Raw genomic sequence first — 25464 nt, 5'->3', positions numbered from 1 at the left:
TCGGCGGCCGCAGCGATGGTCCGACGCATCTCGGCTGGGTCTGGACTTTGCCGGCGATAGGCGGTGCGTACTGTCCCGATCACCCGGCCAGGGGCGTTTGACCAGTCCATCCAGGCCTCCGCCTGCCAACGCGCCGCCTCATCAACGGGCCAGAGCCCAGCCTCGGGATGACGGGTCGCCAGCCAGCGGATGATGGTGTTGGATTCCCACAGGCTGAAGCCGTCCGTCCCGGTGACGGCGGGGATGCGGCCATGGGGGCTGAGGGCGCGATAGGCCGGATCATCGCCGCCGCCAAACGCCCCGCCCCAGTCCCGCCGCTCATGTGACGTGCCCGTCTCGCCCAAGGCCCACATGACCCGCGCCGTGGCCGATGAGTCCGCACGTCCCCAAACCGTCAGCATGTCGTCTCCCTGGTCCTGCCGGGAAACCTGTCCTCCGATCCTGCGACAGCCCCCTTGGCGCAGAGCGTTTGAGCAGATGGACAAGGGCTGGCCCTGTCGGGGGTCTTGGGATTTGACCCGCAGGGTTTCGATGGCGCTTTGGCTTCAGGCCGTGACATGTTCCCCGACCAGCCGGAGATTCCTGATGTACAGATCCCTCAGCCTGTTTGTGCTCGCCGCCCTGGTGGGCGGACTGCTTTTGGGCGCAGGCATCCATGCGGCCAATGCGCCGGCCCTGACCAACGGGGCCGAAACCTTCGAGGCCATTGGCGCCCTGTGGCTGAATGCCCTGCGCATGACCATCGTCCCCCTGGTCTTCTCTCTGCTGGTTACCGGTGTGGCTTCGGCCGCCGACGTGGCCGCCACGGGCAAGCTGGCAGCGCGGGCCTTCATGATCTTCGCCGCGGTCCTGCTCACCGCAGCCCTTTACAGCACAGGCGCCATGAATGGCCTGCTGGCGCTCTGGCCCATTGACCCGGCGGGCGCAGCCGCCCTGACCAGCGCGGCCCAGCCTGGGGAAATTTCAGCCAATCCCACCGGCTTCCGAGACTGGCTGCCGACGCTGGCCCCGGCCAATCCCATCCGGGCGGCGGCCGAGGACGCCATCCTGCAGATCGTCGTCTTTGGACTGATTTTCGGCTTTGCCGCCTCGCGCCTGCCCTGGACTCTCCGCGATCCGCTGATCACCTTTTTCCGGGCCGTGTCGGAGACGATGATCATCATCGTGCGCTGGGTGCTGGTGGCCGCGCCCTTAGGCGTCTTCGCCCTGGCCCTAGGCATCGGCCTGCGGACGGGCCTGGACGCGGCCGGGACCCTGACCCAGTACGTGCTGATGGTCTCAGCCGTGGCCATTGGTGCCCTGATCATTCCCTACACTCTGGTGGCGGTCCTGCGCGGCAAGGATTTCGGTCGATTTGTCAGAGCCTGCGCCCCGGTGCAGGTCCTGGCCTTCAGCACCCAGAGCTCGCTGGCCTGCCTGCCGGCCATGATGGAGCGTACCCGAGATGAGATGGGGGCCTCGGCCCGACTGACCGGCGTGGTCCTGCCCCTTGCTGTGGCGGTGTTCCGCATGACCAGTCCGGTGGCCAACCTGGCGGTCGCGTTCTTCATCGCTAGACTCTATGGGCTGGAGCCCAGCACCGGTCAGATCGTTGCCGCCATCACGGTGGCCCTGGCCGTCAGTGTCGGCACGGTCGGTCTGCCGGGCCAGATCTCCTTCTTCGCCAGCATGGCGCCGATCTGCGTGGCCCTTGGGGTGCCCCTGGAAATCCTGGCCATCCTGCTGGCGGTGGAGGTGATCCCCGACATCTTCCGCACCGTCGGCAATGTCACCGCCGATATGGCCGTGGCCGCTGTGCTGCCAGAGCCCCCGGAGGACCTCGAAGACGAGGAGCCGCGCATCCCTGTAGCTGTGGCCAGCGTAACCTGATCAGCGAGCCCGTTTCGCTGGCCCATCCCGGAGATCGCCTGTGCCCCTCTGGCAACTGCTCGCCCTCAACGCCCTGATCCTGACCGCCATCTATGGGGTGCTTTGGGCCCTGGCCATCCGCCTGCGGGATGTGAGCTTCATCGACGCCTGGTGGCCCACAGGCATGGCCCTACTGGCCTGGACCAGCCTGGTGTTCAGCGGCGGGTCTGGTCTGCATGGATGGCTGCTGGCCCTTCTGGCCACGGCCTGGGCCCTGCGTCTGGGACCTCACCTTTTGCGCCGCTGGCGGGCGCACGGCCCGGACCGTCGTTATGAGGAGATGCTGGCCGATGGCCACCGCCGCGGCTGGAGCTTTCCAGTCTCAGCCCTGATCTTCGTCTTCGCCCCACAACTGCCCCTGCAGCTGCTGGTCGCCCTGCCTGTCCAGATGGGCCAGGTGGAGCCCGCGCTGAGCTTTGGGGCCCTGGCAGCGGTCGGCGTCGCCCTGGCCCTGTTTGGCCTGGTCTTCGAGGCCGTGGGCGACATGCAGCTCGATCGCTTCAAGGCCGACCCCGCCAACCGGGGCAAGGTGCTCGACACAGGCCTATGGCGCTACACCCGTCACCCCAACTATTTCGGCGATGCCTGCCTGTGGTGGGGCCTCTATCTGATCGCCGCTGAGACCGGACTCGGTCTGTGGTCATTCATCGGCCCGGTCATCATCACCTTCCTGCTGACCAAGGGCAGCGGCGCCCCGACGGTGGAAAAGGGCATGGAGACCCGTCGCCCGGAATACGCCGCCTATATTCGCAAAACCTCCGGCTTCATCCCCTGGCCGCCCCGCAGGGACTGAGCCTCGCATTGCCACCGCCCCCAACTGCCGATTAGCTGGCCCTAACAAGACAACAAGGGAGCGGGCGCATGGGACGGTTTGCAAAAGGCTATGTGGGACGCAGCCTGCTCGGGTTGGCGCTGGCCGGGATCACCCTGCACGTCGCCGCCGCAGAGCCGGCCCGCCAGACCCAGACCGTGGCGGGGCTGGAGGCACCGGCAGAGATCCTGATCGACCGCTGGGGCATCTCTCACATCTATGCCCAGAGCGTCCGCGACGCCTTTTTCCTGCAAGGCTACAACGTCGCCCGAGACCGGCTGTGGCAGATCGACCTCTGGCGCAAGCGTGGCCTGGGCCTGCTGGCGGCGGACTTCGGCCCGGACTATGCCGCCCAGGATCGGGCCTCACGCCTGTTTCTTTATCGCGGAGATATGGACGCCGAATGGGCGGCCTATGGGCCCCTGGCCAAAGGCTATACCGAAGCCTTCACCGCCGGAATCAACGCCTATGTCGCTGAGATCACCGCCGGCGACCGACCCTTGCCGGAAGAGTTCCAGATCACCGGGACGACACCGGACCTCTGGACCCCTGAAGATGTGGTGCGCATTCGCAGCCATGGGCTGACGCGCAACGCCGCCGCCGAGGTGGAGCGGGCCCGCATCACCTGCGCCGCCGGCCTGGAGGCCAACGCCCTCAACCGCCGCCTGGAGCCCGCCCACAGCCTGTCCATCCCCGAGGGTCTCGATCCCTGCACCATTCCTGCCGAGGTGCTTGGCGACTATCGCCTGGCGACCCAAGGGGTGACTTTCAAGGCGGGCCAGGTGGTGGCTATCGCCGAGGACATTCCCGCCGACGCCATCGGATCGAACAACTGGACCGTGGCGGCTTCACGCACGGCCACCGGGCGGCCGATCCTGGCCAATGATCCCCACAGAGCCCATGGCGTGCCTTCCCTGCGTTACATCGTCCACATGGAGGCGCCGGGGTTTTCGGCCATCGGGGCCGGCGAGCCCGCCCTGCCGGGCATCTCCATCGGCCACAATGGAACTATCGCCTTTGGCCTGACCATCTTCCCGGCCGATCAGGAAGATCTCTATGTCTATGAGACCGACCCCAGCGACCCCAACCGCTACCGCTATGGCCAGGGCTGGGCGTCCATGCAGGTGGTCACCGAGACCGTTGAGGTCGCAGGCCAGGCGCCCCGCACCGTCGAGCTGAAGTTCACCCGCCATGGGCCGGTGGTCTTCGAAGACCCGCAGAACCGCCGCGCCTATGTGGTGCGCAGCGTCTGGAGCGACCCGGGGGCCTCGGCCTATTTCGGGTCAGCCGACTATATGACCGCCCAGGACTGGGGGACGTTCTCCGAGGCCATGGGTCGGTTTGGAACCCCAAGCGAAAATCAGGTCTATGCCGACACCTCCGGCAATATTGGCTGGATCGCCGCTGGCCGTATTCCCGTGCGCGAGGGCTGGGATGGGCTAATGCCGGTACCCGGGGACGGCCGGTATGAGTGGAAAGGCTTCATGGCCGCCGCCGATCTGCCCAGTCGCTACAATCCCGCCGAAGGCTGGCTGGCCACCGCGAACCAGTTCAATCTGCCGGCGGACCATCCCGCCGACCGTGTGATCGGCTTCGAGTGGACCAATCCCGCCCGGATGGACCAGATCGCCAGGGTGCTCGCAGCTGATGCCTCGGTCACCCTGGCCGACGCCATGGCCCTGCAGACCGACCCCACCAACATCACCGCTGAAACCCTCGTCCCGCTGCTGGCGGACATCAAGGACCCCGAACCCAGGCTGGCCCAGGCCATCAGCCTGCTGCAGGCCTGGAATGGCCGGACCGAGGCCGACAGCGCCGCTGCGGCTCTCTACGAAGTCTGGCTGGCCAAGCACCTGGGTGAGACGACGGTAAAGGCGGCGGCACCCGCCGCAGTCCAGGCCTTGATCGGCGCCGGCGACCAAATGGCCATCAGCGATTATCTGATCGCTGCACCCCCGCAGGTGCGCGCCCCGATCCTGGCGGACAGCCTGAACGCGGCCCTCGAGGAGGTCAGCCGCCGCCTGGGGGCCGATCCCTCGGCCTGGGCCTGGGGCGATCTGCATCAGGCCCGCTTTGAGCACGCCCTGGCACCTCGCCTGACCACCGCCGCCGCCGCGCGGCTGGCCGTGGGACCTGCGCCCATGGCCGGCACCAGCTTGAGCCCGTTGGCAGCCTCATGGCGGTCCAGTGATTTCCAGGTGGTGTCGGGGGCTTCATTCCGGATGGTTCTGGATGTTGGCGCCTGGGACAACAGCGTGGCGATCAACACCCCGGGCCAGTCCGGCGATCCGTCCAGCCCGCACTACCGCGACCTGTTCCCCCTTTGGGTCCGGGGGGACTATGTGCCGCTGCTCTATAGCCGTCCGGCGATCGAGGCTGCGACCACGACGGTGCTGACCCTAACGCCAGCACCGTGAGGCGCTGTTGAGGCTCATCGATCACCCCCGACACTCGAACCCCCCTCTGGAGATCTGTCCTTGATGAGCGCCAAGGTTCCTGCCGAGGTCACAGGGGTTTGGCGGCGCGAGCAGATCACTGCCCCAGGGGGCGATCTGGACGACACCAGCCGGGTTTTCTGGGTGCAGTCCTGTAGCTGGTACGGAGATATCCGCCTCAGCATCGACATTCCCCGCAGGCGGGACGCCCGCAGCTTCGCAGACTTTACTGATGCGGAACTTCTGGCCCTGGCCGAGGCTCAGGGGTTTGCCGGCCAGCTCACCGTGACGCCGGAGATGTGCGCCTGGCGCCGGGACCTGGACTACCAGCCCCCTGGCCCCGTTCCAGACGAAGGGACTTGGGCGATCAAGGGGGACGTCCTGATCGAGGGGGGCATTCACGTCGAATATGAGGAAATCTGGCGGCATGAGCCCGACAGCCAGGGCCTGCGGGCCGCCTTTGAACAACCGGCAGGGCGGGGTCTGTTGATCCTGGCCGGAGATCACTTTCTGCAGATTGAAGCGCGGGCGGCACCCCTGCCGGAGGGCCAGTCCCTGCCGGTCCTCGTCAGTGCTGCTCTGGCGGCTGGCGACCGAGCTGTCGCCTACGCCCTGCTGGACATGCCGATCTGCTATGGTCGCATTGGCAAAGACTGGCAGATCAGGCACTCAACCCTGCCCTGGCGAGAGGGGCAGAGCCTTTGGTCGACGCCCCCTCAAATCTCCGTCGAACACGGGGAGCTCACCACGGACTACGGCGCGCTCTGGAGTCTGCTGGAGCTGGAAGATCCTGAGGGGCAACTGCCGGGCCTGTTCGCCCCCGCCATCGGCACCATGCCTTGAAACACCCCCTCAAGCGCGACGGGCTGGCAAACCTCAGGTCCCGGCCCCGCCTTTCAGGCCTGCGGCTTAGGGGTGGTCCTGCCGCCCGAAACTTGGGGTCTCCACAGCCATGACCAGTTCTCCCCGGGCCTGGCGGGCTTTCAGATAGCCAAAGGTGCGGGCGGTCTGGGCAAACAGGTGCTCGCCAGACATCAGCCGGCCATAGCGCGCCGGGGTTTCCGGGGTGAGCAGTCGTGGATCGGGTTCGACCACGGTCTCATAGTCGCAGGTGGCAAAGAACGGGAAGCTGTAGCGCTCCTCGGCCACCTTGCGCACACGATGGGTGGTGGCGGTGAAGGCACCATTGGTCCAGGCCTCCAGCATGTCGCCAATATTGATGACATAGCAGCCGGGTCTGGGTGGGGCATCGATCCATTGGCCGGCACCATTCAGCACTTCGAGCCCCGGGGCGGTGCCCCGCAGGATCGTGAAAAACTCATAGTCGGTGTGGGCGCCGATGCCCTCCCGATCCTCGGCGGCCGGGTCGTAGGGATAATGGATCATGCGCAGCTGGCTGGGGGGCCGCCGGCGATAGGGCTCAAAATGATCCTCAGGCAGATCAAGTGCTAGGGCAAACCCCCGGAACAGTCGCTGGGCCAGCTCGGAGACCGCGTCGTAATAGGCGCTGGCTGCGGCCTTGAACCCGGCCTGTTGCGGCCAGAGGTTCGGCCCCAGCATCGGCGTCGCCGCCTCGGCGTCCGGCAGGTCCAGATTGAGGTCGTAGGCCTCCTTGCGGTCAATGGTTCCGCCTGGAAAGACCTCTTCGCCCTCCGGCACATAGCCGCTGTGATTGGTCGAGCCGCCGATATAGCTGGCCATCTTCTGTTCCAGCGGACGGGCGAAGAAGACCTTGGCCTGGGCAAGAAGCGCGTCGAACAGGGTCTCGTTCAGACCGTGACCGGACACATAAAGGAACCCCACCTGCCGGGCCGCGGCCCCCATCAGATCCGCGACCCTCCGCCGCTCAGCCGGGTCAGGCGAGGCGAGGCCCGTGATATCGATCACCGGGATGGCGTCAAAATCCGCGCGCACAGAAGGCCTCCGCTGTCAGGGCGTGGTGATTACGATTTCTGCATTTCGTAATAACTGGTCCGGCGCAAGGCCAGGACCTGCGCCAGCCCTAAGACTGCGCAGGAATTGAGCGCGGGAGGTGTTCGGCGCCTGGAATCCGGGCGTCTGGAACACCGGCGTTTCGCACCGCACCAAGCCGGTTGGAATATTACGAATGCATCTGAATGTAATACTTCTCAGGGGCGCGTCATGCCGGCGTGGCCGAGGATTGAAGGGGAATCCGCATGAAGTGGGTCAAGGGATTACGCACCCTGGCGGTGGCGGCGGCGAGCAGCCTCGCCCTGGCAGCTTGCAGTCAGAGCGCCGAGGAGACGGCCAAGGGTGCCGAGGCCGCCGAGGAGTTCACCATCGGCTGGACCATCTATGCTGGCTGGATGCCCTGGCCCTATGCCGAGCAGGCCGGGATCGTGAAGAAGTGGTCGGACAAGTATGGGGTGAACATCAAGCTCGTTCAGGTGAACGACTACGTGGAGTCCCTGAACCAGTTCACTGCAGGCACCCTGGACGGGGTGACCTCCACCAATATGGACGCCCTGACCATTCCCGCCGCCGCGGGCAAGGACACCACGGTGCTCATCGTCGGCGACTATTCCAACGGCAATGACGGGATCGTGCTCAAGAACGGTGCCACCCTGGCCGACATCAAGGGTCGCTCGGTCAACCTGGTTGAGAACTCCGTCTCGCACTATCTGCTGGCCCGGGGCCTGGAGAGCGCGGGCCTGGCCATGACGGATGTGTCGGTGGTCAACACCTCCGACGCCGACATGGTGGCGGCCTTCACCGCCCCGCAGACCACCGCCGTCGTCCCCTGGAACCCGCAACTGGCGGAAATCAAGAAGCAGCCTGGGGCTGTGGAGGTGTTCAACTCCACTCAGATCCCCGGCGAGATCCTCGACCTGATGATCGTCTCCACCGAAGTCCTGGCAGCCAATCCCAATCTGGGCAAGGCTCTGGCCGGCATCTGGTACGAAACCATGGCCCTGATGAGCGCCGATACCCCTGAAGGTGCGGCCGCCCGTGAAGCCATGGCTCAGATTTCGGGCACCGACCTCGCGGGTTACGAAGCGCAGCTTGCCACCACCTTCATGTACTACACGCCCCAGGATGCCCTGGCGGCGATGATGGGCACCGACATTGTCACAGCCAATGACAAGGTCCGGCAGTTCAGCTTCCAGGCCGGTCTGTTTGGCCAGGGTGCCCGGTCGGTGGATGACATCGGCATCAGCTTCCCCGGCGACAAGATCCTGGGGAATCCTGAGAATGTGATGCTGCGCTTTGATCCGACCTATACCCAGATGGCGGCGGACGGTGCCCTGTAAGCCACCTCGCCTTCTACCACCTGCGTAAACGCGTACCCCTGACCGAGGTGACCGCCCCATGCGCCGACTGCTGAACGCCAGGCCGCGTGGCGGCGGTCGCCTCCTTCTGGGCCTGCTGCCCATCGCCATCCTGGTCCTGCTCTATCTGGTGGCCTCCCAGGCCCGGCACGCTGAAAATCCCCGCGACAAGATCCTGCCGACGCCCGCCGCCATGGCCCAGTCCATGGAGATCATGGCCCTGCAGGAAGACCCCCGGACTGGGGAAATCCCCCTGGTGGCCGACACACAGGCGAGCCTCACCCGACTGGGGATCGCCATGGGCGCAGCCGCCCTCACCACCCTGGTGCTGGGCCTGTCCATCGGGCTCCTGCCCTATGCCCGGGCAGGCCTCGGCCCCCTTGTGGCCACCATTTCGGTGATCCCCCCCATCGCCATCCTGCCGATCCTGTTCATCGTGTTTGGCCTGGGGGAGACCTCCAAGATCGTGCTGATCTTCATCGGCATCACCCCCTTCATGGTCCGTGACCTCGCCTCACATGTGGGGGCCATTCCTGAGGAACAGATCGTCAAGGCCCAGACCCTGGGGGCCTCCACCTGGCTGGTGGCCTTGAAGGTCGCCCTGCCTCAGGCCATGCCACGGCTGATCGACAGCGTGCGATTCTCCCTGGGGCCGGCCTGGGTGTTCCTGATTTCCGCCGAGGCCATCGCCTCCGATGTGGGCCTCGGCTACCGCATCTTCCTCGTTCGCCGTTACCTGGCCATGGACATCATCCTGCCCTACGTCGTCTGGATCTCCCTGCTGGCGGTCGTCATCGACCTGCTGTTGCTCGCCTGGAGCCGAACCGCCTTCCGCTGGGCCCACACCCCCGGAGGCCGTCGATGACCCCGGTCCTGTCCTTCCGCGATGTCTGGGTCGAGTACGGCGATCACGTGGTGCTGGAGAAGGTCAATCTGGAGGTAGCTAAGGGTGCCTTCGTCTCCATCGTCGGTCCCTCAGGGGCCGGAAAGAGCACCTTTCTGCGCCTGGCGCTTGGCCAGGAGGCACCGAGCCGCGGGTCCATCCTGCTGGACGGGGCAACGCTGCCCCCTGAGCCTGGCCCCGATCGCGGGGTGGTCTTCCAGCGCTATTCCGTGTTTCCCCATATGAGCGTGCTGGAGAACGTCATGTTCGGCGCCCGCTGCGAGCAGGCGCCGCTTACGGGCCTCCTGGTCGGGGCGACGCGACGACAGGCGCGAGCTGATGCCGTGGCCATCCTGCAGCAAGTCGGCCTCGGCGCGGCATTGAAAGCCTTTCCCCGGGCCCTGTCAGGCGGCATGCAGCAGCGTCTGGCCATTGCTCAGGCCCTGATCACCCGGCCACGCATCCTCCTGCTGGACGAGCCCTTTGGCGCCCTCGATCCTGGCGTCCGCCTCGATATGCACGAGCTGATCACCGGCCTTTGGCGCGAGCATGGGCTGACCATTCTGATGGTCACCCACGACATCAAGGAAGCCTTCAAACTGGGCACCCGGGTGATCGCCGTGGACAAGCGCCGCCATGACCCCCATGCGCCGCATCGCTATGGCTCTACCGCCGTCTATGACTTCCCCTTGGACGACAAGCGCAAGACCGCGATCCCCAAGGAGATCGCGGCCATGACCAGCGGTGCCTAGGGACCTGTCTAGGCGAGGCTGGCGATGTAGGCGCGCCAGCCCCCCAGGTGCGTGATGTCCTTGGCCCCGGTGAGCGCCCGGGGCTCAGCGACAAACCCCTTCACAGCGGTTCCGTCCTCCAGGCTCACCGTCCCGATGGCCAGGGGTGCCGGCACCTCGGCGGTGAAGCTACCAAACCCTGCCAGGTCCAGTTCATAGACCTCAACCTCGATGGCTGCACCGTCCTCCTCGCCCACATGGATCAAGGCCGGCTTTGGCGGCGTCGTGTCAGCCATGGCGAAGAGCTTGTACGCCGCCGCTGTGCGGGTGCGGGCCACTAGACGGGCATTGCGGGAGGTCAGCTGCCAGTGCAGCGGCATGCCCGCCAGATGCGCGCCCACCACGCTCAGGCGCACAGTCTGGGCAATGCCGGTGGTGTCGAGGTCAGGGGCTGCGGGCATGGGACGGATCTCCTCATAACGGCGGGCAAGGTCGAGCAGGGCGGGGTCGGCGAAGGCTGGACCAATCAAGGTGACCCCAAAGCCCGTGCCATTGTCCCGGTAGCCGGCCGGCACGGCGATGGCGCTCATGTCGAGCAGGTTCACGAAATTGGTGTAGAGGCCGAGATTGGCGTTCAGGGCGAAAGGCTCGACCAGCACCTCGGCGATCCGGTAGATGGTCGGCGCCGTGGGCAGCAGCAGAACGTCAATCTGCGCCCAGAGCGCCTGGGCCGCCCGGGCATGGTCCTGAAGGGCATAGAGGCCCTTGAAGGCCTCCAGGCCCGTAACCCCAAATCCGGTCTGAACAATGGCTCGCACCACGGGGTGAACCGCCGCTGGCCGGGTCCGCAGCAGGTCTTCGATGGCGGCTGTGCGCTCGGCGACCCAGGGGCCGGCATAGAGCAGCTGGGCGGCGGCCAGAAGGGGGGCGATGTCCACCTCCACCAGGGTCGCCCCTGTCGCCGCCAGCCGGGCGATCGCCTCATCGTAGAGCCGCTCGGAGGCCCCATCACCCAGATAGTTGAGCTGATCGCGGCGCGGCACGCCCATCCGGTAGGCGGCACCCAGGGCCGGCGTCTCCGAGGTCAGCTGACGGGAATAGGGGTCTGTTGGATCAAAGCCCGCGGCGACCGAGTCCACCAGGGCCGCATCAGCGGCGGTGGCGGTGAAGACGGTGATGCAGTCCAGGGAACGGCAAGCTGGGACCAGGCCCGTCGTGCTCCAGCTCCCCTTGGTGGGCTTGAAGCCCACAAGTCCATTGAAGGCGGCCGGCACCCGCCCGGACCCTGCGGTATCGGTGCCGAGCGCGAAGGCCACCAGCCCCGCCCCCACGGCGACGGCGCTGCCCGAGCTGGAGCCCCCGCTCACATAGTCACGGTTGAAGACGCATCCCGGGATGCCATAGGGCGTGCGGCTGCCCACCAGCCCGGTAGCGAACTGGTCCAGATTGGTCTTGCCCATCATCACCGCGCCGGCGGCCAGGAGGCGGGCCACCACCGTCGCCGTCGCCTCAGGGACATAGGCAAAGGCTGGACAGGCTGCTGTGGTCGGCAGCCCCGCCACATCGATATTGTCCTTTACCGCGAACGGGACCCCGGCCAGCGGCAGGTCCTCGCCGGCGGCGACCCGGGCGTCCACCGCACGGGCAGCGGCCAGAACGGCCTCAGCCCTGGGACGTTCGATCCAGGTCTGAGGCTGAACCCCATCATAGGCGGCGATCCGCACAAGACTGTCCTGGGCGACAGCTTCAGCGGTGGTGCGACCCGACCGGACCTCGGCGGCGATGGCGGCGGCGGACAGGCGTGACATGAAAACCTCAGCGCAGGAGCGTTCGGATCAGGCGGGTTCGAGGGCGATCATCGGCGCGCCTGGGGCGATGGCCTGGCGCTCCTGGGCATAGACTTCACGGACCACCCCGGTGCTGGGGCTCGTCACATCACACTCGGTCTTCATGGCCTCGATGATGGCAATGACCGCGCCCTTCTCGACCCGGTCGCCGGGCTGGACCAGCATCTTCCAGACGCTGCCCCCCAGGGGCGCTTCGACCAGTTCGGCACCGTCAGGTGCCACAATCGCCTCGGCTTCAGCCACATCATCTGCGGCGCTGGCCAGGGCCTCAACACGGGCGAACTCGCCGCGACGCTCCCAGTCCGCTCGCTCGGCCTTGAAGGCGGCCTCGCGGGTGCTCTGAAAGGCCTCAATGCTGGGGGCGTTGTCGGACAGGAAGCGGCGATAGTCCGACAGGCGAAACGTCTCATGGTCGATGCGGATCTCACGCCGTCCCAGGGGGAAGTCGCGCCGCCACGCGGTCAGCTCCTCATGGCTGACGGGAAAGAACCGGATCTGGTCAAAGAACCGCAGCAGCCAGGGTTTGCCTTCAGTGAATGCCGCAGTCTGGCGATAGGTGTTCCAGATCTGGATCGTGCGGCCAAACAGCTGATAGCCGCCCGGTCCCTCCATCCCATAGACGCACATATAGGCCCCGCCGATACCCACCACATTGGGCGGCGTCCAGGTGCGGGCGGGATTGTACTTGGTGGTCACCAGCCGGTGACGGGGGTCGATGGGGGTGGCCACCGGCGCGCCGAGATAGACATCCCCCAGGCCCATGACCAGGTAGCGGGCATCGAACACGATGCGATGGACGTCGTCCTCGCTGGCCAGCCCATTGATCCGCCGGATGAACTCGATGTTGTCGGGACACCAGGGAGCGTCATCCCGGACAGAGGCCATGTACTTGTCGATGGTCTCGTAGATCGAAGGGTCCTTCCAGGAGAGCGGCAGATGGACCACCCGGGAGGGGATCTCGAAGTCGTCCAGCCCCCCAAGCCGGTCTTCGGCGTCGGTCAGCGCCCGCAGCAGCTCGGTCTGCGAGAGCACCCGGCTGTCATAGTGAACCTGCAGCGAGCGGATCCCCGGGGTGATGTCGATGACCCCCGGCAGCGTCATGGTTTTCAGCTCAAGCATCAGAGCGTGGATGCGTAGGCGCAGTTCCAGGTCGAGCACAATGGGCCCGTACTCCACCAGCAGGTGGCGGTCCCCCTGACGGCGATAGACGGCCCGGGGCCGATGGCCGACGGCTTCGATGACCCCGAGGATCGGGCTGTCGCTGGAGAGCACTGCCGGCGCAGGCATCGGCGTCACGGCCGGCGGCGCAGCACCGGCGACGAAGGCGTCCTGGGCCTTCTCGGCGGCCACCGCCTCGTTGTCACTGACGACATGGAAGGTCACCGTATCGCCCGGTGCCAGCTGACCGGCCTTCCACAGATCGGCCTGGATGATCACGAAGGGGCAGACAAATCCCCCCAGGGACGGGCCGTCCGGCCCCAGGATGATCGGCATGTCACCGGTGAAGTCCACCGCGCCGATGGCGTAAGCGTTGTCGTGGATATTGGAGGGATGCAGCCCCGCTTCGCCGCCGTCGCGTCTGGCCCATTCCGGCTTTGGACCGATCAGCCGCACGCCGGTGCGGTTGGAGTTGTAGTGGACCTTCCACGGGGCGCTGGCGATCATCGCCACGTCGTCCTCGGTGAAGAAGTCCGGAGCCCCGTGCGGACCGGCCAGCACTCGGACCATCCAGGCCTTGGTAAGGGATGGCTGCTGGTCCTGGGGCAGCGCCGCCCGCGGCGGCCCCACCAGGCCGTCGCCGACCCGCAGGACGTCACCGGCAGCCAGGGTTCTGCCAGCATGGCCCCCGAAGCCGCCCAGGGTGAAGCTTGCCCGGCTGCCCAGATAGGCCGGCACGTCGATCCCGCCGCGGACCAGGAGATAGGCCCGAAGCCCTGGCCCCTTCACCCGTCCGAGTTTCAGAGTCTGGCCGGCAGCGATCTGGAATGGGACGTAAGGGGAGACCGGCGCGCCATCCAGGTTCGCCTCCAGCGCCGCGCCGGCTAGGCAGACCGAGGCTGTGCGATTGAACAAAAGGGTCGGACCAAGCGCGGTGATTTCCAGCCCCGCGGCGGTCTCCATATTGCCCAGCAGCCGGTTGCCTAAGCGAAAGGCCACCGCGTCCATCGGCCCCGACGGCGGGACGCCCACATCCCAAAAGCCCTGCCGGCCGGGATAGTCCTGGACGGTGGTGGCGGGACCGCCGCTCAGCACCCGGATGGTCTGGGGCTGGAAGGCGATGTCGGCCAGGGCGCGCGTCGAAACCTGGCCCGACACGAAGGCGTCGCTGCGGGCGACCTGGCGCAGCCACTCCAGATTGGTTTCCAGCCCGGCCAGCCGCGTCTCGTCCAACGCCGTCTGCAGCGCCGCCACAGCGTGCTCCCGATCAGGCGCGGTGACGATCAGCTTGGCCAGGAGTGGATCATAGAAGGCGCTGACCTCGGTCCCGTCCACCACCCAGGAGTCGGCGCGAATCCCGTCGGGGAAGCGGACCTCCGTCAGCACGCCGGAACTGGGCCGATAGTCCTGGCCCGGGTCCTCGGCATAAAGCCTAGCCTGGATCGAGGCCCCCTTCGGTTTGGCCTCAAAGCCCTGCAGGAAACTGTAATCGCCAGCCGCAGCCCGGATCATCCAGGCCACCAGGTCGACCCCGGTGACCTGCTCGGTCACCCCATGCTCCACCTGCAGGCGGGTGTTCACCTCCAGGAAGAAGAAGTCGTCGCGCTCGGCGTCATAGAGGAACTCCACCGTGCCGGCCGATCGGTACCGGGCCGCAGACGTCAGGCGAACGGCCGCAGCGATCAGGGCGTCTCGGGTGGCCGACGGCAGGTATGGGGCCGGGGTCTCCTCGATGACCTTCTGATTGCGTCGCTGCAGGGAGCAGTCCCGTTCCCCAAGGGCGACGACGTGGCCCTTCCCGTCCCCGAAGACCTGCACCTCAATATGCCGGGCCTGTCGCACGTACCGTTCGAGAAAGACCCCGCCATCGGCAAAGTTGCTGCCGGCCAGGCGCGTCACGGCGGCGAAGGCCTCGGTGACCCCCGCCTCATCCTCGCAGACCCGCATGCCGATGCCGCCCCCACCGGCGGTGGCCTTCAGGATCACCGGGAAACCAATCTCACAGGCCGATGACAGGGCCGCCGAGGCGTCCGTCAGCAGGTCGGTGCCCGGCGCCAGGGGCACGCCCTGGGACTGGGCCAGATCCCGGGCCGTATGCTTGAGACCGAAGGCGCGAATATTATCTGGCGTCGGACCAATGAAGGCGATCCCAGCCGCCTCACAGGCCTCGGCGAAGGCCACATTCTCGCTCAGGAAGCCGTAACCTGGGTGGATGGCCTGGGCACCTGTGGCGCGGACCGCCGCCAGAATGGCGTCGACGTCCAGATAGGACTGGGCGGCGGGCGCAGGCCCGATGCGCACGGCTTCGTCAGCCTGGCTGACATGCAGGGAGCCCGCGTCGGCATCGGAGAATACCGCCACGGACGCCACCCCCATTTTCCGGAGCGTACGCAGGATGCGACAGGCGATGGCGCCCCGATTGGCGACGAGGACCTTGGTGAACACAGAAGGAACCCCGCTCAGGCGGCAATGATCATACGCACCGGCGTCGGATTGAAGCCGTTGCAGGGATTGTTGATCTGCGGGCAGTTGGACACCACGGCCACCAGATCCATCTCGGCGCGGATGTCCACATAGAGGCCCGGCGCCGAAATGCCGTCCACAATGCCTAGGGCACCGTCGGCCTCGACGGGGACGTTCATGAACCAGTTGATGTTGGAGACCATGTCGCGCTTGCCCCGCCCGTGACGGGCATTGGCCTGCAGGAAATTCTCCACACAGGCGTGCTGGCCCTTGGTGTGATGGCCATAGCGCAGGGTGTTGCTCTCGCAGGAACAGGCCCCGCCGATGGTGTCGTGATAGGCCACCGAGGTCCCAAGCACCGTGGCCATGGGGGTGCCTTCATTGGACAACAGCACAGATCCTGTACGCAGAAAGATATTGCCCTGAGCGGCGATGGTGTCCTGGGCGCTGTAGCGTTCAGCGTCGTCGGCGAGGGCGTACATCAGGAAGTCGACAGCCTGATTGCCCTCCAGGTCGACGATCCGCAGAACCTGGCCCTGGCGTACCACATGATCCCAGGGGGCGAGGGCCGGCACGATCTCGTCATGCAGGACAGGGCCAGGCAATCCGGCTAGGGCGGCATCGGTCATGTCAGGCCCCTTTCAGCGTCGGAAATAGTCTTCGACGTTCAGGAAGGCCCGCAGCCCCTCCGGCGTCGCATTGCGAATGGGATCGTCTTCGGGCGTCACGGCCCCGCGCCAGGCGCTGACCTGCAGGGGCGTGACGCTATAGGTCTCCCTGGGGTCGCGGACATGGGGGCAGTTGGCCAGCACCACGATCAGGTCCATCTCCGCCCGCAGGGTGAGGCTGCGACCGGGATGGAAAGGTCCAACCTCTGCCTCCACCTCACCCTCTGCGCCGATCTTCACCCCCTTGAACCAGTTGATGCAGGGGTGGATGTCCTTCCGGCCAAGACCAGACTTGGCCACCGCCAGGGAAAAGCGGTCGCGGGCGTTCGGATGTGGGCCCCAGTTATCACCTGTCCCATAGTGGCGGGCGTTGGAGGCCGCATTGGAGGCCCCGCAGAAGGCGTCATGGGTCCCGGCCCCGTCCTCCAGCAGGCTCATCATCACCCGCCCCATATCCGACAGCAGCAGACGGCCTTGGCCCAGATAGGCGTTCCACTGCACCTTGACAGTGTCGGCCACATTCAGCCGCTCCACCGGGCTCTCGGCATTGAACACCAGCATCGAGGCGCAGGCGTCCCCGTCCAGATCGATCAGGCGCAGGCGGGCGCCGCGGTTCAGACGCTTGGTGCCATATCCGCCAGGGCCGATGGTTTCTTCCCACAGCATGTCCTGCGCCAGAACGCCTTCGGGAAGGCTTACGGCCTGGCTGGGCGGCAGGGTCGGCATGGCCGCGATGCGCGTGGCACCCTGGGCCCGGGCATGGGCCTGGGCGCTCCTGGGATCGGCGGTGGAGGTGGCGCTCATGCCGCGCCCCCCGCCAGGGCGGCCTTGCCCCCCCGGCCATGGGCATGCAGGGGCGGCAGCAGGGCGCGGGTGGTTACCAGCCGGATCTGATGCACGCCGCGGATCCGGCGTAGTTCATCGCACAGACTGTGCAATCGCTCCGAAGGGCCTTGGACCAGAAGAACCTCCAGGGACTGATCATCCTCAAGGAAGACGTGCTGGGAGGAAATCACCTCCTTCAGATACGCCCCCTGGGCCTGGGCCAGGGCCTGGCGGACCCGACCGCTTTCGGCGCGATAGATCAGGGTAATCGTCCCGGCGAGAATAGCCCCGTCCCGGCCTTCGCTGTGTTCGGCCAGTTCGTGCCGGATGAGCTCTGCGATCATCTGCGAGCGGCTGGGTAGATCACGCTCGGCCACCATGGCGTCAAGCTGAGCCAGGAGCTCAGCCGGCAGGCTGACACTGAGGCGGGCAAGCTGGGATATCGGTTCCACGGTCATGGGGCGATCCTGGCCTCGTTATTACGTTCGTCAATTTTCGTAATACCGAAAGCCCCGCTGGTCCAGGCCCAGCCTGCGACTTGGGCACCTCTGGCCTTGCTGTGCCTAACCGACGGGCACCGGTCCCTGGACACGGACCGCGCCAAGTGATCTGCATGGGCTATTCCTTGCTAAGGACCAATGCGGGGATCAGTCGGGCAAGGTGATTTGGCGTGAGCCGATAACCCCCCTAACCTTGCACCCTAACGCCGCTCTGGGCGGCGCCTTCACCAAGAGAGTCGCATGACCGATTCGCCGCCGAGCCCCGCCGTTGAGGCCCCCGCCAAGCGCAGCCTGATTCAGCGCTGGTGGTTCGATGTCGTCCTCTGGAAGCGCATCCTGCTGGCCCTGGTCCTGGGTGTGATCGCCGGCCTGCTGCTGGGGGAACAGGTCACCGCCATCAAATGGGTCGGCGACCTGTTCGTGCGGCTGATCCGGATGATCGTTGTGCCTCTGGTGTTCGTCTCCATTGTCGCGGGCGTTGCCGGTATGGGCGATCCAAGGCGTCTGGGCTCCATCGGCTCCAAGACCATCTTCCTCTACCTGCTGACCACCGCCATCGCTGTGGCGGTCGGGATGGGCATGGGTCAACTGTTTGCTCCGGGCCAGGGGGTCACCTTCTCGGGTGTCACGCCTGAGGCGGTCGGGACGGCCCCGCCGGTCCGTGACCAGCTGCTCGGCATCGTGCCGCTGAACCCCATCCAGGCCCTGGCCAGCGGCGACATCCTGGCGGTGATCTTCTTCTCATTCCTGGTGGGCGCTGCGATCCTCGCCCTCGGGGAAAAAGCCGACCCGATCCGCAAGCTGTTCGATGCCGGCGTTGAGGTGGTTCTCTACATCACCCGTCTGGTGATGGAGGTCGCGCCCTTTGGGGTCTTCGCCCTGATGGCCTGGGTCATGGGGACGGCGGGCCTGAGCATCTTCTACAATATCTTCCTACTGGCCGCGGCGCTCTTGCTGGGCTGCCTGCTGCATATCTTTGTGGTCCACGGGGGCCTGATTCGGTTCATGGCCGGCCTGCCCGTTTGGCCGTTCTTCCGTGACATCCCCGACTCCGTGATGGTGGCCTTCTCCACCTCCTCCAGCGCTGCGACCCTGCCGGTCTCCATGCGGGTGGCCGAGAAGAACCTGGGGGTCAGCCACACCGTGGCCTCTACCGCCCTGCCCCTGGGCACGACCGTCTCCATGGATGGTACGGCGCTTTATATTGGTCTCCTGGCCATGTTCACCGCCCAGGCCTTCGGGATTGAGCTGACGCTGACCCAGTACCTGCTGGCAGGTCTGACCACGATCCTGGTCTCGGTAGGCACAGCCCCCATTCCCTCGGCCTCCCTCTTTATGCTGGCCGCCGTTTTGACCACCCTAGGCGTTTCCCCAGAGCAGACGGCCCTGGTGGTAGGCTTTGTCCTGCCCTTTGACCGACTGCTGGACATGACCCGCACCGTGGCCAACGTCACGTCCGACCTGGCCGTCGCCGTCACAGTCGCCAAGTGGGAAGACGAGCTGGACGAAGCCGCTTATCTGGCCAAACCCGTCGAATGAGCCGACGGGGCACCTAAGGCCTTGCAGCGGGACGGCGCATGAACGACCTAGGTGTTCATGCTCTCGCTCTCGCCTGAACTCTTTCTGCTGGTCACAGGCGTCCTGCTTCTGACGACGGTGCTGGCTGGCACACTGTCCAGCCGGTTCGGCGTGCCCGCGCTGATCGGCTTTCTGGCCCTGGGCATGTTGGCCGGATCCGACGGCCCAGGCGGAATCGGCTTTGCCGACTATCAGGTGGCCCAGACCATCGGGGTCGCCTGCCTGATCTTCATCCTGTTCTCCGGGGGACTCGACACCCCCTGGAAGGCGGTCCGGCGGGTCCTGACGCCGGCCCTCGCCCTGGCGACAGTGGGTGTGCTGATCAGCGCGGGCATTGTCAGTCTGTCAGCCGTTCTCCTGCTCGATTTCACACCCCTGCAGGGTTTCCTGCTGGGCAGTGTCATCGCCTCCACCGACGCCGCAGCTGTCTTCGCCGTCCTACGCAATCAGGAGACCAGGATCCGCGAGGACGTCCTGGCCCTCATCGAGCTCGAAAGCGGCTCCAATGACCCGATGGCGATCTTCCTGGTGGGGGTCGCCCTGGCCTTGATCGCAGCGCCAACCACACCCCTGGTGAGCTTTGTGCCCGACTTTATCCTGCAGATGGTGCTGGGTGCCGGCATTGGTCTCTTGGTCGGCTACGCCTTCACCGTGATCCTGGCCAGGGCCAAGCTGCGCCAGGGCGGGTTGTTCCTGGTGATCTCGGTGGCCGCCGCCTTGCTGGCCTTTGGTCTGGCCGGGGTGCTCGCGGGCAGCGGCTTCCTGGCTGCCTATGTGGCCGGCGTCCTGGCTGGCAACCGGGACTATCCGGGCCGCCGGGCGGTCTCTCAGTTCCAGGATGGCCTGGCCTGGCTGGCCCAGGTGGTGATGTTCCTGACGCTCGGCCTGCTGGTTTTCCCCCATCAGTTGCCCGCCGTGGCCCTTGACGGCCTGGCGATCACCGCGGTGCTGATGCTTGTGGCGCGACCGATCAGTGTCTTCGTCAGCCTTGCCCCGTTCGGCCGGTTCGACTGGCGGGCCAAACTGTTTGTGTCCTGGGCCGGCCTTCGGGGCGCAGTGCCCATCGTCCTGGCGACCTTCGGCATCGTGGCCGGGGTGAAGGACGCCCAGGCGATGTTCAATATCGTTTTCTTCGTCGTCCTGGCCTCAAGCATAATCCAGGGGCCAACCATCGGCCTGCTGGCCAAGCAGCTGGGCCTCGTCCAACGCCCCGCCGCCAAGTCATCGCCGCCTGACGACATCGACTCTGCCTTAACCTCGCCCAGCAACGAGGAGTCCCGGCCATGAGCCCCCGCCTTGAGTTGGCCCGCCTGATCGAGGCCGCAAGCAACATCGTTGTGTTCACCGGGGCTGGCATCTCAACGGAATCGGGCATTCCTGATTTCCGGAGTCCTGGTGGCGTCTGGAGCCAGATGAAGCCCATCTACTTCCAGGACTTCATCTCCCGCGAGGATCTGCGCCGGGAGTCCTGTATCTGCGCCTTCTCAGGCCGCGCAGGCTGGACTGGGCGAGAACCTAATGCTGGCCATCACGCCGTCGCCCGCTTGGTTGAGCAAGGCCGGGTCAACGCGGTCATCACCCAGAATGTCGACAATCTGCATCAGGCCTCCGGGGTGCCCCGGGAGAAGATCATCGAACTGCATGGCAATGCGACCTACGCCACCTGTCTGGCCTGTGGACTGCGCCACGAGTTGCCGCAGCTGAAACACGAGTTCGAAGCCACCGGTGACATCCCCACCTGCTACGAATGCGGCGAGCTGGTGAAGACCGCCACGATTTCCTTTGGTCAGCCCATGCCCGAGCATGAGATGCGCCGGGCCACCGCCGCCACCCTCACCTGCGATCTCTTCCTGGTGCTGGGTTCGTCCCTGGTAGTCTATCCGGCTGCAGAGTTTCCCCTGCTGGCCAAGCGACGGGGCGCGCCCCTGGCCATCGTCAACCGGGAGCCCACAGAGAAGGACGAGGCAGCCGATCTGGTCGTCCATGACGAGATCGGCCCCACGCTTAGCGAGATCGTTCTGGGTCGAGGTTAAGGCACATCAGGCCGCGGCGCTGGGCCTGGCCTTCACCCGCTCAAGCCAGGCCGGCAAATGCTTGGCCTCAGGGGGCATGGGCTGACCGACCCGGGCCCCAAAGATCAGGAAGCAGAACAACAGAATATCGGCGAGGGTGAAGCGATCACCACACACGAATTCCTGCCCCTCCATCAGCCCGTCGAGCCACAAAATCTTGTCCCGGGCGATTGCCTTGAGGTCATCAGCCGCCTCGGCCCGGATCAGGCGAAAACGCGATTCAAATATGGCGCGGCCCTCCGCTGCGCGAAAACCGCCCCCTAGGGGTTCAACGATATTGAGGTCGATCCGACGGGTCCACATGCGGGTCTGGGCACGTTCCTCGGCGGTGGTCCCGATCAAGGACGGCTCAGGCGCGATCTCCTCAAGATATTCGCAGATGGCGATGATCTCGCAGATCACCGACCCATCATCCAGTTCCAGGGCAGGCAACTGACCGGAGACGTTGACCTTCTGGTTGAAGGGCGGCTGACGGTTCTCCCCCTTCATCAGGTCCACCTGCTGCATGGGAATTTCCAGGCCCTTCTCGGCCATGAACATTCTCACCACATGAGGATTAGGTCCGGTGGAGTTGTAAAATTTCATGGTGTCGCTTCCCGGCTGATTTTTCTGCTTCAGCCTGAGTTGACGCGCTTCCCCAAGGTTAAGGTCAAGGTGATAGCCGAAAGAGCGCCGATCTCTTTCCACAGGCTATAGGGCGTGGGACGGCGACGAGGCCTACCGGCGCCGTCCCACCGCGCAGATCAACCGCCCAACTGATCCATCAGATATTCTGCCGAAGAGACACGGAATTCGCCGGCTTCCTCGACATTCAGCGACTTCACGACCCCGTCTTCGACAATCATGGAATAGCGCTGCGAACGCTCACCCATGCCGAACTTCGTGGCGTCCATGGTCAGGCCCACCGCACGGGTGAAGTCGCCGCTGCCGTCGGCCAGCATCATGATGTCTTCGCCCACGGCCTGCGACTCGCCCCAGGCCTTCATCACAAAGGCATCGTTTACCGACAGACAGGCGATGAGCTCGACCCCTTGGGCCTTCATCGCCTCAGCCTTATCCACATAGCCGGGCAAATGGCGGGCCGAACAGGTCGGGGTAAAGGCCCCGGGAACGGCGAACAGGGCAACTTTCTTGCCGTTGAACAGATCGTCCGTGGTGACGGGCTTGGGGCCGTCGAGAGTCGCTTGGGTCAGGGTGACAGTGGGCAGCTTATCGCCGATTTTGATGGTCATGGCCGTGCTCCTTATGGGGTCGCCGAGATGGGCGTAAGGCCAGCAGATAGCCTATTGCGCCCCCTCATCAACCTTCCTCAGGCGACTGTGTCTTGAAAGCGCCGCGCTGGACCTCAAACTAAGGCTATGGCCTCCACCCACATGACCCTCAAGCCCTCCGGTGCCTATCTGGCGGGTAAGCTGCTGATCGCCATGCCGGGCATTGGCGACCCCCGGTTCGAGCGGGCGGTCATTCTCATCTGCGCCCATGACGACGCCCACGCTATGGGGTTGACGGTGAACCGCCCGGTCGACGGCCTGATACTGTCTGACCTGTTGGAACGCTTGGAGATCGCTACCGGCCCCGTCGCGGCCGGGGGCCTGGATGACGCGGTGCTGATCGGCGGGCCAGTAGAGCGCGAACGCGGCTTTGTGCTGCACACCGGCGACTATCACACCGAGCACAGTCTGCCCGTCGCCGAGGACATAGCCCTGACCTCCACCCGCGACGTTCTAGAGACCCTGGCGCATGGACAGGGGCCCCGCCGCAGCGTCATGGCGCTCGGCTATGCCGGCTGGGGTGCGGGACAGCTCGAGCAGGAAATCCGTGACAATGTCTGGCTGACCTGTCCGGCTGACGAGGCGCTGTTGTTTGACGACGATCATGACCACAAGTGGTCGCAGGCCCTGGCCAAGCTCGGCATCAATCCGGGCCTGCTCTCAGCTGTGGCCGGCAGGGCCTAGCCGCGGGCCTTCACCGGGGCGGCACCGTCCACATAGCTCTCGTTGAGATAGACCTCAGCCTCCTGGGCGGAGAGGGCCGGGGCATAGCCGAACCCCTGTCCGTAGTCGCAGCCCAGGGCCAGGAGCTGACGGGCCATGGTGGCGTTCTCCACACCTTCTGCGACCACTTCCAGATCGAGGTCCTGACCGAGCTTCACCACCGAGGAAACGATCTTTGTGGAGCCTGGATTGGTGGCCATGGTCCGGACGAAGTAGCGATCAATCTTCAAGGTGTCGAACGGCAGGCGCGTCAGATAGGACAGCGACGAGAATCCAGTCCCGAAGTCGTCAAGGGCGAGCGCTGCACCTGCCTGACGCAGGCCGCGCAGAATCACGGCCGCCCGCTCAGGGTCACGCATGACATCCCCCTCCGTGACCTCGAGCTTCAAGGACCTTGGGGGCAGTCCTGTTTCGCTGAGGATGCGCACCACAGTGGCGATGAGGTCCGGATGATCGATCTCGCCGGTGGACAGGTTGACCGCCACAGTCAGATCACCGGCCGCCCGGTGATTGCGTCGCCATTCGGTCAACTGGCTGGCGGCTTCGCGCATCATGGCCGCGCCCAGGGTGCTCATCAGCCCCATTTCCTCGCACAGTGGCAGGAACTGGTCGGGCATCAGCAGGCCGCGGCGCGGATGGCGCCAGCGCACCAGGGCTTCAAAGCCTGACAGGGCTCCGGTGGAGAGCCGCACGATCGGTTGATAGTAGGCCGTCAGCTCGCCGCGCCCGATCGCCCCGCGAAGATCGCTCTCAAGGGCTAATCGCGACAGGCCATCACTCTCAAGCGCCCGGCCATAGGCTGCAGCGCCCCCCCGACCACCGGTCTTGGCCGACTCGACCGCAAGTTCGGCACGGCGAAGCAGTTCCGCCGCCTCCGGGGCTTCGCCACCGCCCGCGGCGCGGACAGCGCCCACCGACAGGGTAGGATGAATGTCGAACCCGGCGACCCGCAGCGGCCGCTCCAGGGCATTGCGTAGGACCTCGCCGGCGGGAACCTCCCCCACCCGGGCCAGAACCCCGAACTCGTCCTCGCCAACCCGCGCCAGCAAGGCACCCGGCGGAAAGCCAGCCGCCAGCCTGGAGCCCAGGGCCGCCAGAACAAGGTCGGCCCGCTCATGGCCCAGGGCTTCGTTCAGCCGGCGAAGCCGATCCAGATCGGCCACCACAAGTTCATAGTCGCCGGGGACCTGCAGATGTTCCCGGGCCCGCTGAATGAAGCTCTTGCGATCCAGCAGCCCGGTCAGATTGTCGAGGTCAGACGCCGCGAACTTGGTTTCAGCAGCCACAACCCCGGCCGCACGCACCCCATCCTCAAGCCAGACACCGCGCCAGATGCAGACCCCGCCGCCGCGCATTCGCAGGCGCACGGCGATCTCCGAGCCCGGCTCCTGAACCCGCAGCACCTCCTCGGCCCGCGCCCGGTCCTGGGGCAAGGCCAAGGCCCGAATCGCCGCAGAGGAGCACTCAGGGGCCAGCGGGCCCAGACCTAGGGCCCTGGAAGCCCCGGTCAGGCGTAGTCGGTCGCGCTCGGGCTCCCAGTGCCACAGCACCACGTCGGCCGCGCCTAGCGCTTCCAGCGTGCTCGTGGCATCCCATGTCCAACGGTCGCTCGCCATGGCCTCTCGGGGCCGGCGCCAGCCGGCGGCTAAACAGATACAGTCACTTCCGGCCCCTCGTCCCGCGAACGGGGCGTGGTCATGCCGAACAGCACATGATCTCGCCAAACGCCGTTAATTTTCAGATAAGCCTTAGCAAACCCCTCCTCCTCAAAGCCCGCTTTCGCCAGCAAACTGCGGGAAGGCGCATTGGTCGGCAGGCAGGAAGCTTCCAGGCGGTGAAGCCCCAGGGTGTTGAAAGCAAAGCTGTTGAGGGCCCGCGCTGCGGCCAGTGTCAGCCCCCTGCGCGCATAGGCCTGGCTGCACCAGTACCCCACCGTCCCCATCTGGGCCACGCCCCGGCGAATATTGGACAGGGTGATCCCGCCGGTCATGGCCCCATCGGCCTCCTGAAACACCAGGAAGCTGAAAGCGACACCGGCCTCGCGGTCGCGGGCATAGGCGGCAAGGCGGCGGCGGAAGGCCGCACGGGTCAGATCATCAGACGGCCAGGTCGGCTCCCAGGGCTGCAGGAAGGCGCGGGAAGCTGCACGCAGGTCATGCCACTCCGCAAAGTCGGTCGCCCGGGGGGGGCGCAGCACGACCCCCTCCCCGTTTACACGCAGCCCTCCCTCCAGGGCGATCCAGTCCAGCAAAGCCATGGGAGATTGCCGCTCCGAATGATCTGTCCGTCAAGTCGTTGAGA

General features: G+C 65.9%; 22 protein-coding genes. 11 read left to right on the top strand and 11 right to left on the bottom strand.

All coding sequences use genetic code 11. The features are described from left to right. Positions 1-401 (bottom strand): glutathione S-transferase N-terminal domain-containing protein (locus MH112_RS11820; protein WP_296567997.1); only part of this gene is annotated, 401 nt, incomplete at its 3' end. 184 nt (positions 402-585) lie between these two features. Between MH112_RS11820 and MH112_RS11815 the strand changes: the two genes are divergently transcribed. From MH112_RS11815 to MH112_RS11800, 4 genes are all read left to right on the top strand, one after another. Next, positions 586-1869: a cation:dicarboxylase symporter family transporter gene (locus MH112_RS11815; protein ID WP_296567995.1), complete on the top strand. Its 1284-nt coding sequence runs from the start codon at positions 586-588 to the stop codon at positions 1867-1869. 40 nt (positions 1870-1909) lie between these two features. Continuing rightward, positions 1910-2701, top strand: coding sequence for a DUF1295 domain-containing protein (locus MH112_RS11810; RefSeq protein ID WP_296567993.1), 792 nt, complete (start codon positions 1910-1912; stop codon positions 2699-2701). Between the two features lie 68 nt (positions 2702-2769). Beyond that, positions 2770-5136, top strand: coding sequence for a penicillin acylase family protein (locus tag MH112_RS11805; protein ID WP_296567991.1), 2367 nt, complete (start codon positions 2770-2772; stop codon positions 5134-5136). 63 nt (positions 5137-5199) lie between these two features. Then, positions 5200-5997: a hypothetical protein gene (locus tag MH112_RS11800; protein ID WP_296567989.1), complete on the top strand. Its 798-nt coding sequence runs from the start codon at positions 5200-5202 to the stop codon at positions 5995-5997. A 66-nt stretch (positions 5998-6063) separates the two neighbouring features. On the opposite strand, the gene MH112_RS11795 is transcribed toward MH112_RS11800, so the two are convergent. After that, on the bottom strand, positions 6064-7068 hold the full coding sequence (locus MH112_RS11795) for a 2-oxoglutarate and iron-dependent oxygenase domain-containing protein (RefSeq protein ID WP_296567988.1): 1005 nt from the start codon (positions 7066-7068) through the stop codon (positions 6064-6066). Between the two features lie 263 nt (positions 7069-7331). Here MH112_RS11795 and MH112_RS11790 point away from each other — a divergent pair, with 263 nt between their 5' ends. From MH112_RS11790 to MH112_RS11780, 3 genes are read left to right on the top strand one after another with little or no spacing between them, the layout of a single operon-like run. Beyond that, positions 7332-8426 (top strand): putative urea ABC transporter substrate-binding protein, encoded by a 1095-nt coding sequence (locus MH112_RS11790; protein ID WP_296567986.1) that lies wholly within the window; start codon positions 7332-7334, stop codon positions 8424-8426. 58 nt (positions 8427-8484) lie between these two features. Then, a complete protein-coding gene (locus MH112_RS11785) occupies positions 8485-9309 on the top strand; it encodes an ABC transporter permease subunit (RefSeq protein ID WP_296567984.1) in 825 nt (274 codons plus the stop codon). Further along, positions 9306-10079 (top strand): ABC transporter ATP-binding protein, encoded by a 774-nt coding sequence (locus MH112_RS11780; RefSeq protein WP_296567982.1) that lies wholly within the window; start codon positions 9306-9308, stop codon positions 10077-10079. The genes MH112_RS11785 and MH112_RS11780 overlap by 4 nt, the downstream gene beginning before the upstream one ends. Before the next feature lie 8 nt (positions 10080-10087). Here the strand turns inward: MH112_RS11780 and atzF are convergent, their stop codons facing one another. The 5 genes from atzF to MH112_RS11755 are packed head-to-tail and all read right to left on the bottom strand — an operon-like array spanning position 10088 to position 17477. Next, positions 10088-11866, bottom strand: a complete 1779-nt coding sequence (gene atzF / locus MH112_RS11775; RefSeq protein WP_296567980.1) for an allophanate hydrolase — start codon at positions 11864-11866, stop codon at positions 10088-10090. Between the two features lie 27 nt (positions 11867-11893). Continuing rightward, complete coding sequence (gene uca, locus MH112_RS11770; RefSeq protein ID WP_296567979.1) at positions 11894-15508, bottom strand: urea carboxylase; 3615 nt, start codon at positions 15506-15508, stop codon at positions 11894-11896. Between the two features lie 14 nt (positions 15509-15522). Further along, positions 15523-16155, bottom strand: a complete 633-nt coding sequence (locus MH112_RS11765) for an urea amidolyase associated protein UAAP2 (RefSeq protein ID WP_296567978.1) — start codon at positions 16153-16155, stop codon at positions 15523-15525. A gap of 12 nt (positions 16156-16167) precedes the next feature. Continuing rightward, positions 16168-16998 (bottom strand): urea amidolyase associated protein UAAP1, encoded by an 831-nt coding sequence (locus MH112_RS11760; RefSeq protein WP_296567977.1) that lies wholly within the window; start codon positions 16996-16998, stop codon positions 16168-16170. Next, positions 16995-17477 carry a CopG family ribbon-helix-helix protein gene (locus MH112_RS11755; protein WP_296567976.1) on the bottom strand — a complete coding sequence of 161 codons (483 nt, stop codon included), beginning with the start codon at positions 17475-17477 and terminating at the stop codon, positions 16995-16997. Before MH112_RS11755 ends, MH112_RS11760 begins: the two co-directional genes overlap by 4 nt. Before the next feature lie 282 nt (positions 17478-17759). On the opposite strand from MH112_RS11755, the gene MH112_RS11750 reads away from it, so the two are divergent. Genes MH112_RS11750 through MH112_RS11740 form a run of 3 tightly spaced genes read left to right on the top strand, consistent with a single transcriptional unit; the run spans position 17760 to position 21130 of the window. Further along, entirely contained in the window at positions 17760-19058 is a 1299-nt protein-coding gene (locus MH112_RS11750) for a dicarboxylate/amino acid:cation symporter (RefSeq protein ID WP_296567974.1), read from the top strand. A 57-nt stretch (positions 19059-19115) separates the two neighbouring features. After that, entirely contained in the window at positions 19116-20384 is a 1269-nt protein-coding gene (locus tag MH112_RS11745) for a potassium/proton antiporter (protein ID WP_296568089.1), read from the top strand. After that, complete coding sequence (locus MH112_RS11740) at positions 20381-21130, top strand: Sir2 family NAD-dependent protein deacetylase (protein WP_296567972.1); 750 nt, start codon at positions 20381-20383, stop codon at positions 21128-21130. The genes MH112_RS11745 and MH112_RS11740 overlap by 4 nt, the downstream gene beginning before the upstream one ends. 6 nt (positions 21131-21136) lie before the next feature. Here the strand turns inward: MH112_RS11740 and MH112_RS11735 are convergent, their stop codons facing one another. Both MH112_RS11735 and MH112_RS11730 read right to left on the bottom strand, forming a co-directional pair. Further along, positions 21137-21754, bottom strand: coding sequence for a glutathione S-transferase family protein (locus tag MH112_RS11735; protein WP_296567970.1), 618 nt, complete (start codon positions 21752-21754; stop codon positions 21137-21139). A gap of 158 nt (positions 21755-21912) precedes the next feature. Continuing rightward, positions 21913-22401 carry a peroxiredoxin gene (locus MH112_RS11730; RefSeq protein ID WP_296567968.1) on the bottom strand — a complete coding sequence of 163 codons (489 nt, stop codon included), beginning with the start codon at positions 22399-22401 and terminating at the stop codon, positions 21913-21915. A gap of 141 nt (positions 22402-22542) precedes the next feature. On the opposite strand from MH112_RS11730, the gene MH112_RS11725 reads away from it, so the two are divergent. Then, positions 22543-23124 (top strand): YqgE/AlgH family protein, encoded by a 582-nt coding sequence (locus tag MH112_RS11725; protein ID WP_296568087.1) that lies wholly within the window; start codon positions 22543-22545, stop codon positions 23122-23124. Here MH112_RS11725 and MH112_RS11720 read toward each other — a convergent pair. Together MH112_RS11720 and MH112_RS11715 are read right to left on the bottom strand one after the other, a co-directional pair. After that, a complete protein-coding gene (locus MH112_RS11720; RefSeq protein ID WP_296567966.1) occupies positions 23121-24779 on the bottom strand; it encodes a bifunctional diguanylate cyclase/phosphodiesterase in 1659 nt (552 codons plus the stop codon). The genes MH112_RS11725 and MH112_RS11720 overlap by 4 nt on opposite strands. Positions 24780-24808: 29 nt before the next feature. Beyond that, positions 24809-25420 (bottom strand): GNAT family protein, encoded by a 612-nt coding sequence (locus MH112_RS11715; protein ID WP_296567964.1) that lies wholly within the window; start codon positions 25418-25420, stop codon positions 24809-24811. Positions 25421-25464: the final 44 nt, after the last annotated feature.

Source organism: Phenylobacterium sp. (assembly GCF_022402485.1).
In the GTDB taxonomy this organism is placed as follows: domain Bacteria; phylum Pseudomonadota; class Alphaproteobacteria; order Caulobacterales; family Caulobacteraceae; genus Phenylobacterium.
Note: the sequence above shows the minus strand (reverse complement) of the source record. Positions and strands in the feature narration are given on the sequence as shown.

Excerpts from the sequence above, each read along its gene's own strand:
- MH112_RS11715 (WP_296567964.1), bottom strand. The coding sequence starts at position 25,420 with ATGGCTTTGCTGGACTGGATCGCCCTGGAGGGAGGGCTGCGTGTAAAC.
- MH112_RS11760 (WP_296567977.1), bottom strand. The coding sequence starts at position 16,998 with ATGAGCGCCACCTCCACCGCCGATCCCAGGAGCGCCCAGGCCCATGCC.
- MH112_RS11805 (WP_296567991.1), top strand. The coding sequence starts at position 2,770 with ATGGGACGGTTTGCAAAAGGCTATGTGGGACGCAGCCTGCTCGGGTTG.
- MH112_RS11745 (WP_296568089.1), top strand. The coding sequence starts at position 19,116 with ATGCTCTCGCTCTCGCCTGAACTCTTTCTGCTGGTCACAGGCGTCCTG.
- MH112_RS11750 (WP_296567974.1), top strand. The coding sequence starts at position 17,760 with ATGACCGATTCGCCGCCGAGCCCCGCCGTTGAGGCCCCCGCCAAGCGC.
- MH112_RS11730 (WP_296567968.1), bottom strand. The coding sequence starts at position 22,401 with ATGACCATCAAAATCGGCGATAAGCTGCCCACTGTCACCCTGACCCAA.
- MH112_RS11725 (WP_296568087.1), top strand. The coding sequence starts at position 22,543 with ATGACCCTCAAGCCCTCCGGTGCCTATCTGGCGGGTAAGCTGCTGATC.
- MH112_RS11755 (WP_296567976.1), bottom strand. The coding sequence starts at position 17,477 with ATGACCGTGGAACCGATATCCCAGCTTGCCCGCCTCAGTGTCAGCCTG.
- MH112_RS11815 (WP_296567995.1), top strand. The coding sequence starts at position 586 with ATGTACAGATCCCTCAGCCTGTTTGTGCTCGCCGCCCTGGTGGGCGGA.
- MH112_RS11720 (WP_296567966.1), bottom strand. The coding sequence starts at position 24,779 with ATGGCGAGCGACCGTTGGACATGGGATGCCACGAGCACGCTGGAAGCG.
- MH112_RS11765 (WP_296567978.1), bottom strand. The coding sequence starts at position 16,155 with ATGACCGATGCCGCCCTAGCCGGATTGCCTGGCCCTGTCCTGCATGAC.
- MH112_RS11785 (WP_296567984.1), top strand. The coding sequence starts at position 8,485 with ATGCGCCGACTGCTGAACGCCAGGCCGCGTGGCGGCGGTCGCCTCCTT.
- MH112_RS11790 (WP_296567986.1), top strand. The coding sequence starts at position 7,332 with ATGAAGTGGGTCAAGGGATTACGCACCCTGGCGGTGGCGGCGGCGAGC.
- MH112_RS11740 (WP_296567972.1), top strand. The coding sequence starts at position 20,381 with ATGAGCCCCCGCCTTGAGTTGGCCCGCCTGATCGAGGCCGCAAGCAAC.
- atzF (WP_296567980.1), bottom strand. The coding sequence starts at position 11,866 with ATGTCACGCCTGTCCGCCGCCGCCATCGCCGCCGAGGTCCGGTCGGGT.
- MH112_RS11735 (WP_296567970.1), bottom strand. The coding sequence starts at position 21,754 with ATGAAATTTTACAACTCCACCGGACCTAATCCTCATGTGGTGAGAATG.
- MH112_RS11800 (WP_296567989.1), top strand. The coding sequence starts at position 5,200 with ATGAGCGCCAAGGTTCCTGCCGAGGTCACAGGGGTTTGGCGGCGCGAG.
- MH112_RS11780 (WP_296567982.1), top strand. The coding sequence starts at position 9,306 with ATGACCCCGGTCCTGTCCTTCCGCGATGTCTGGGTCGAGTACGGCGAT.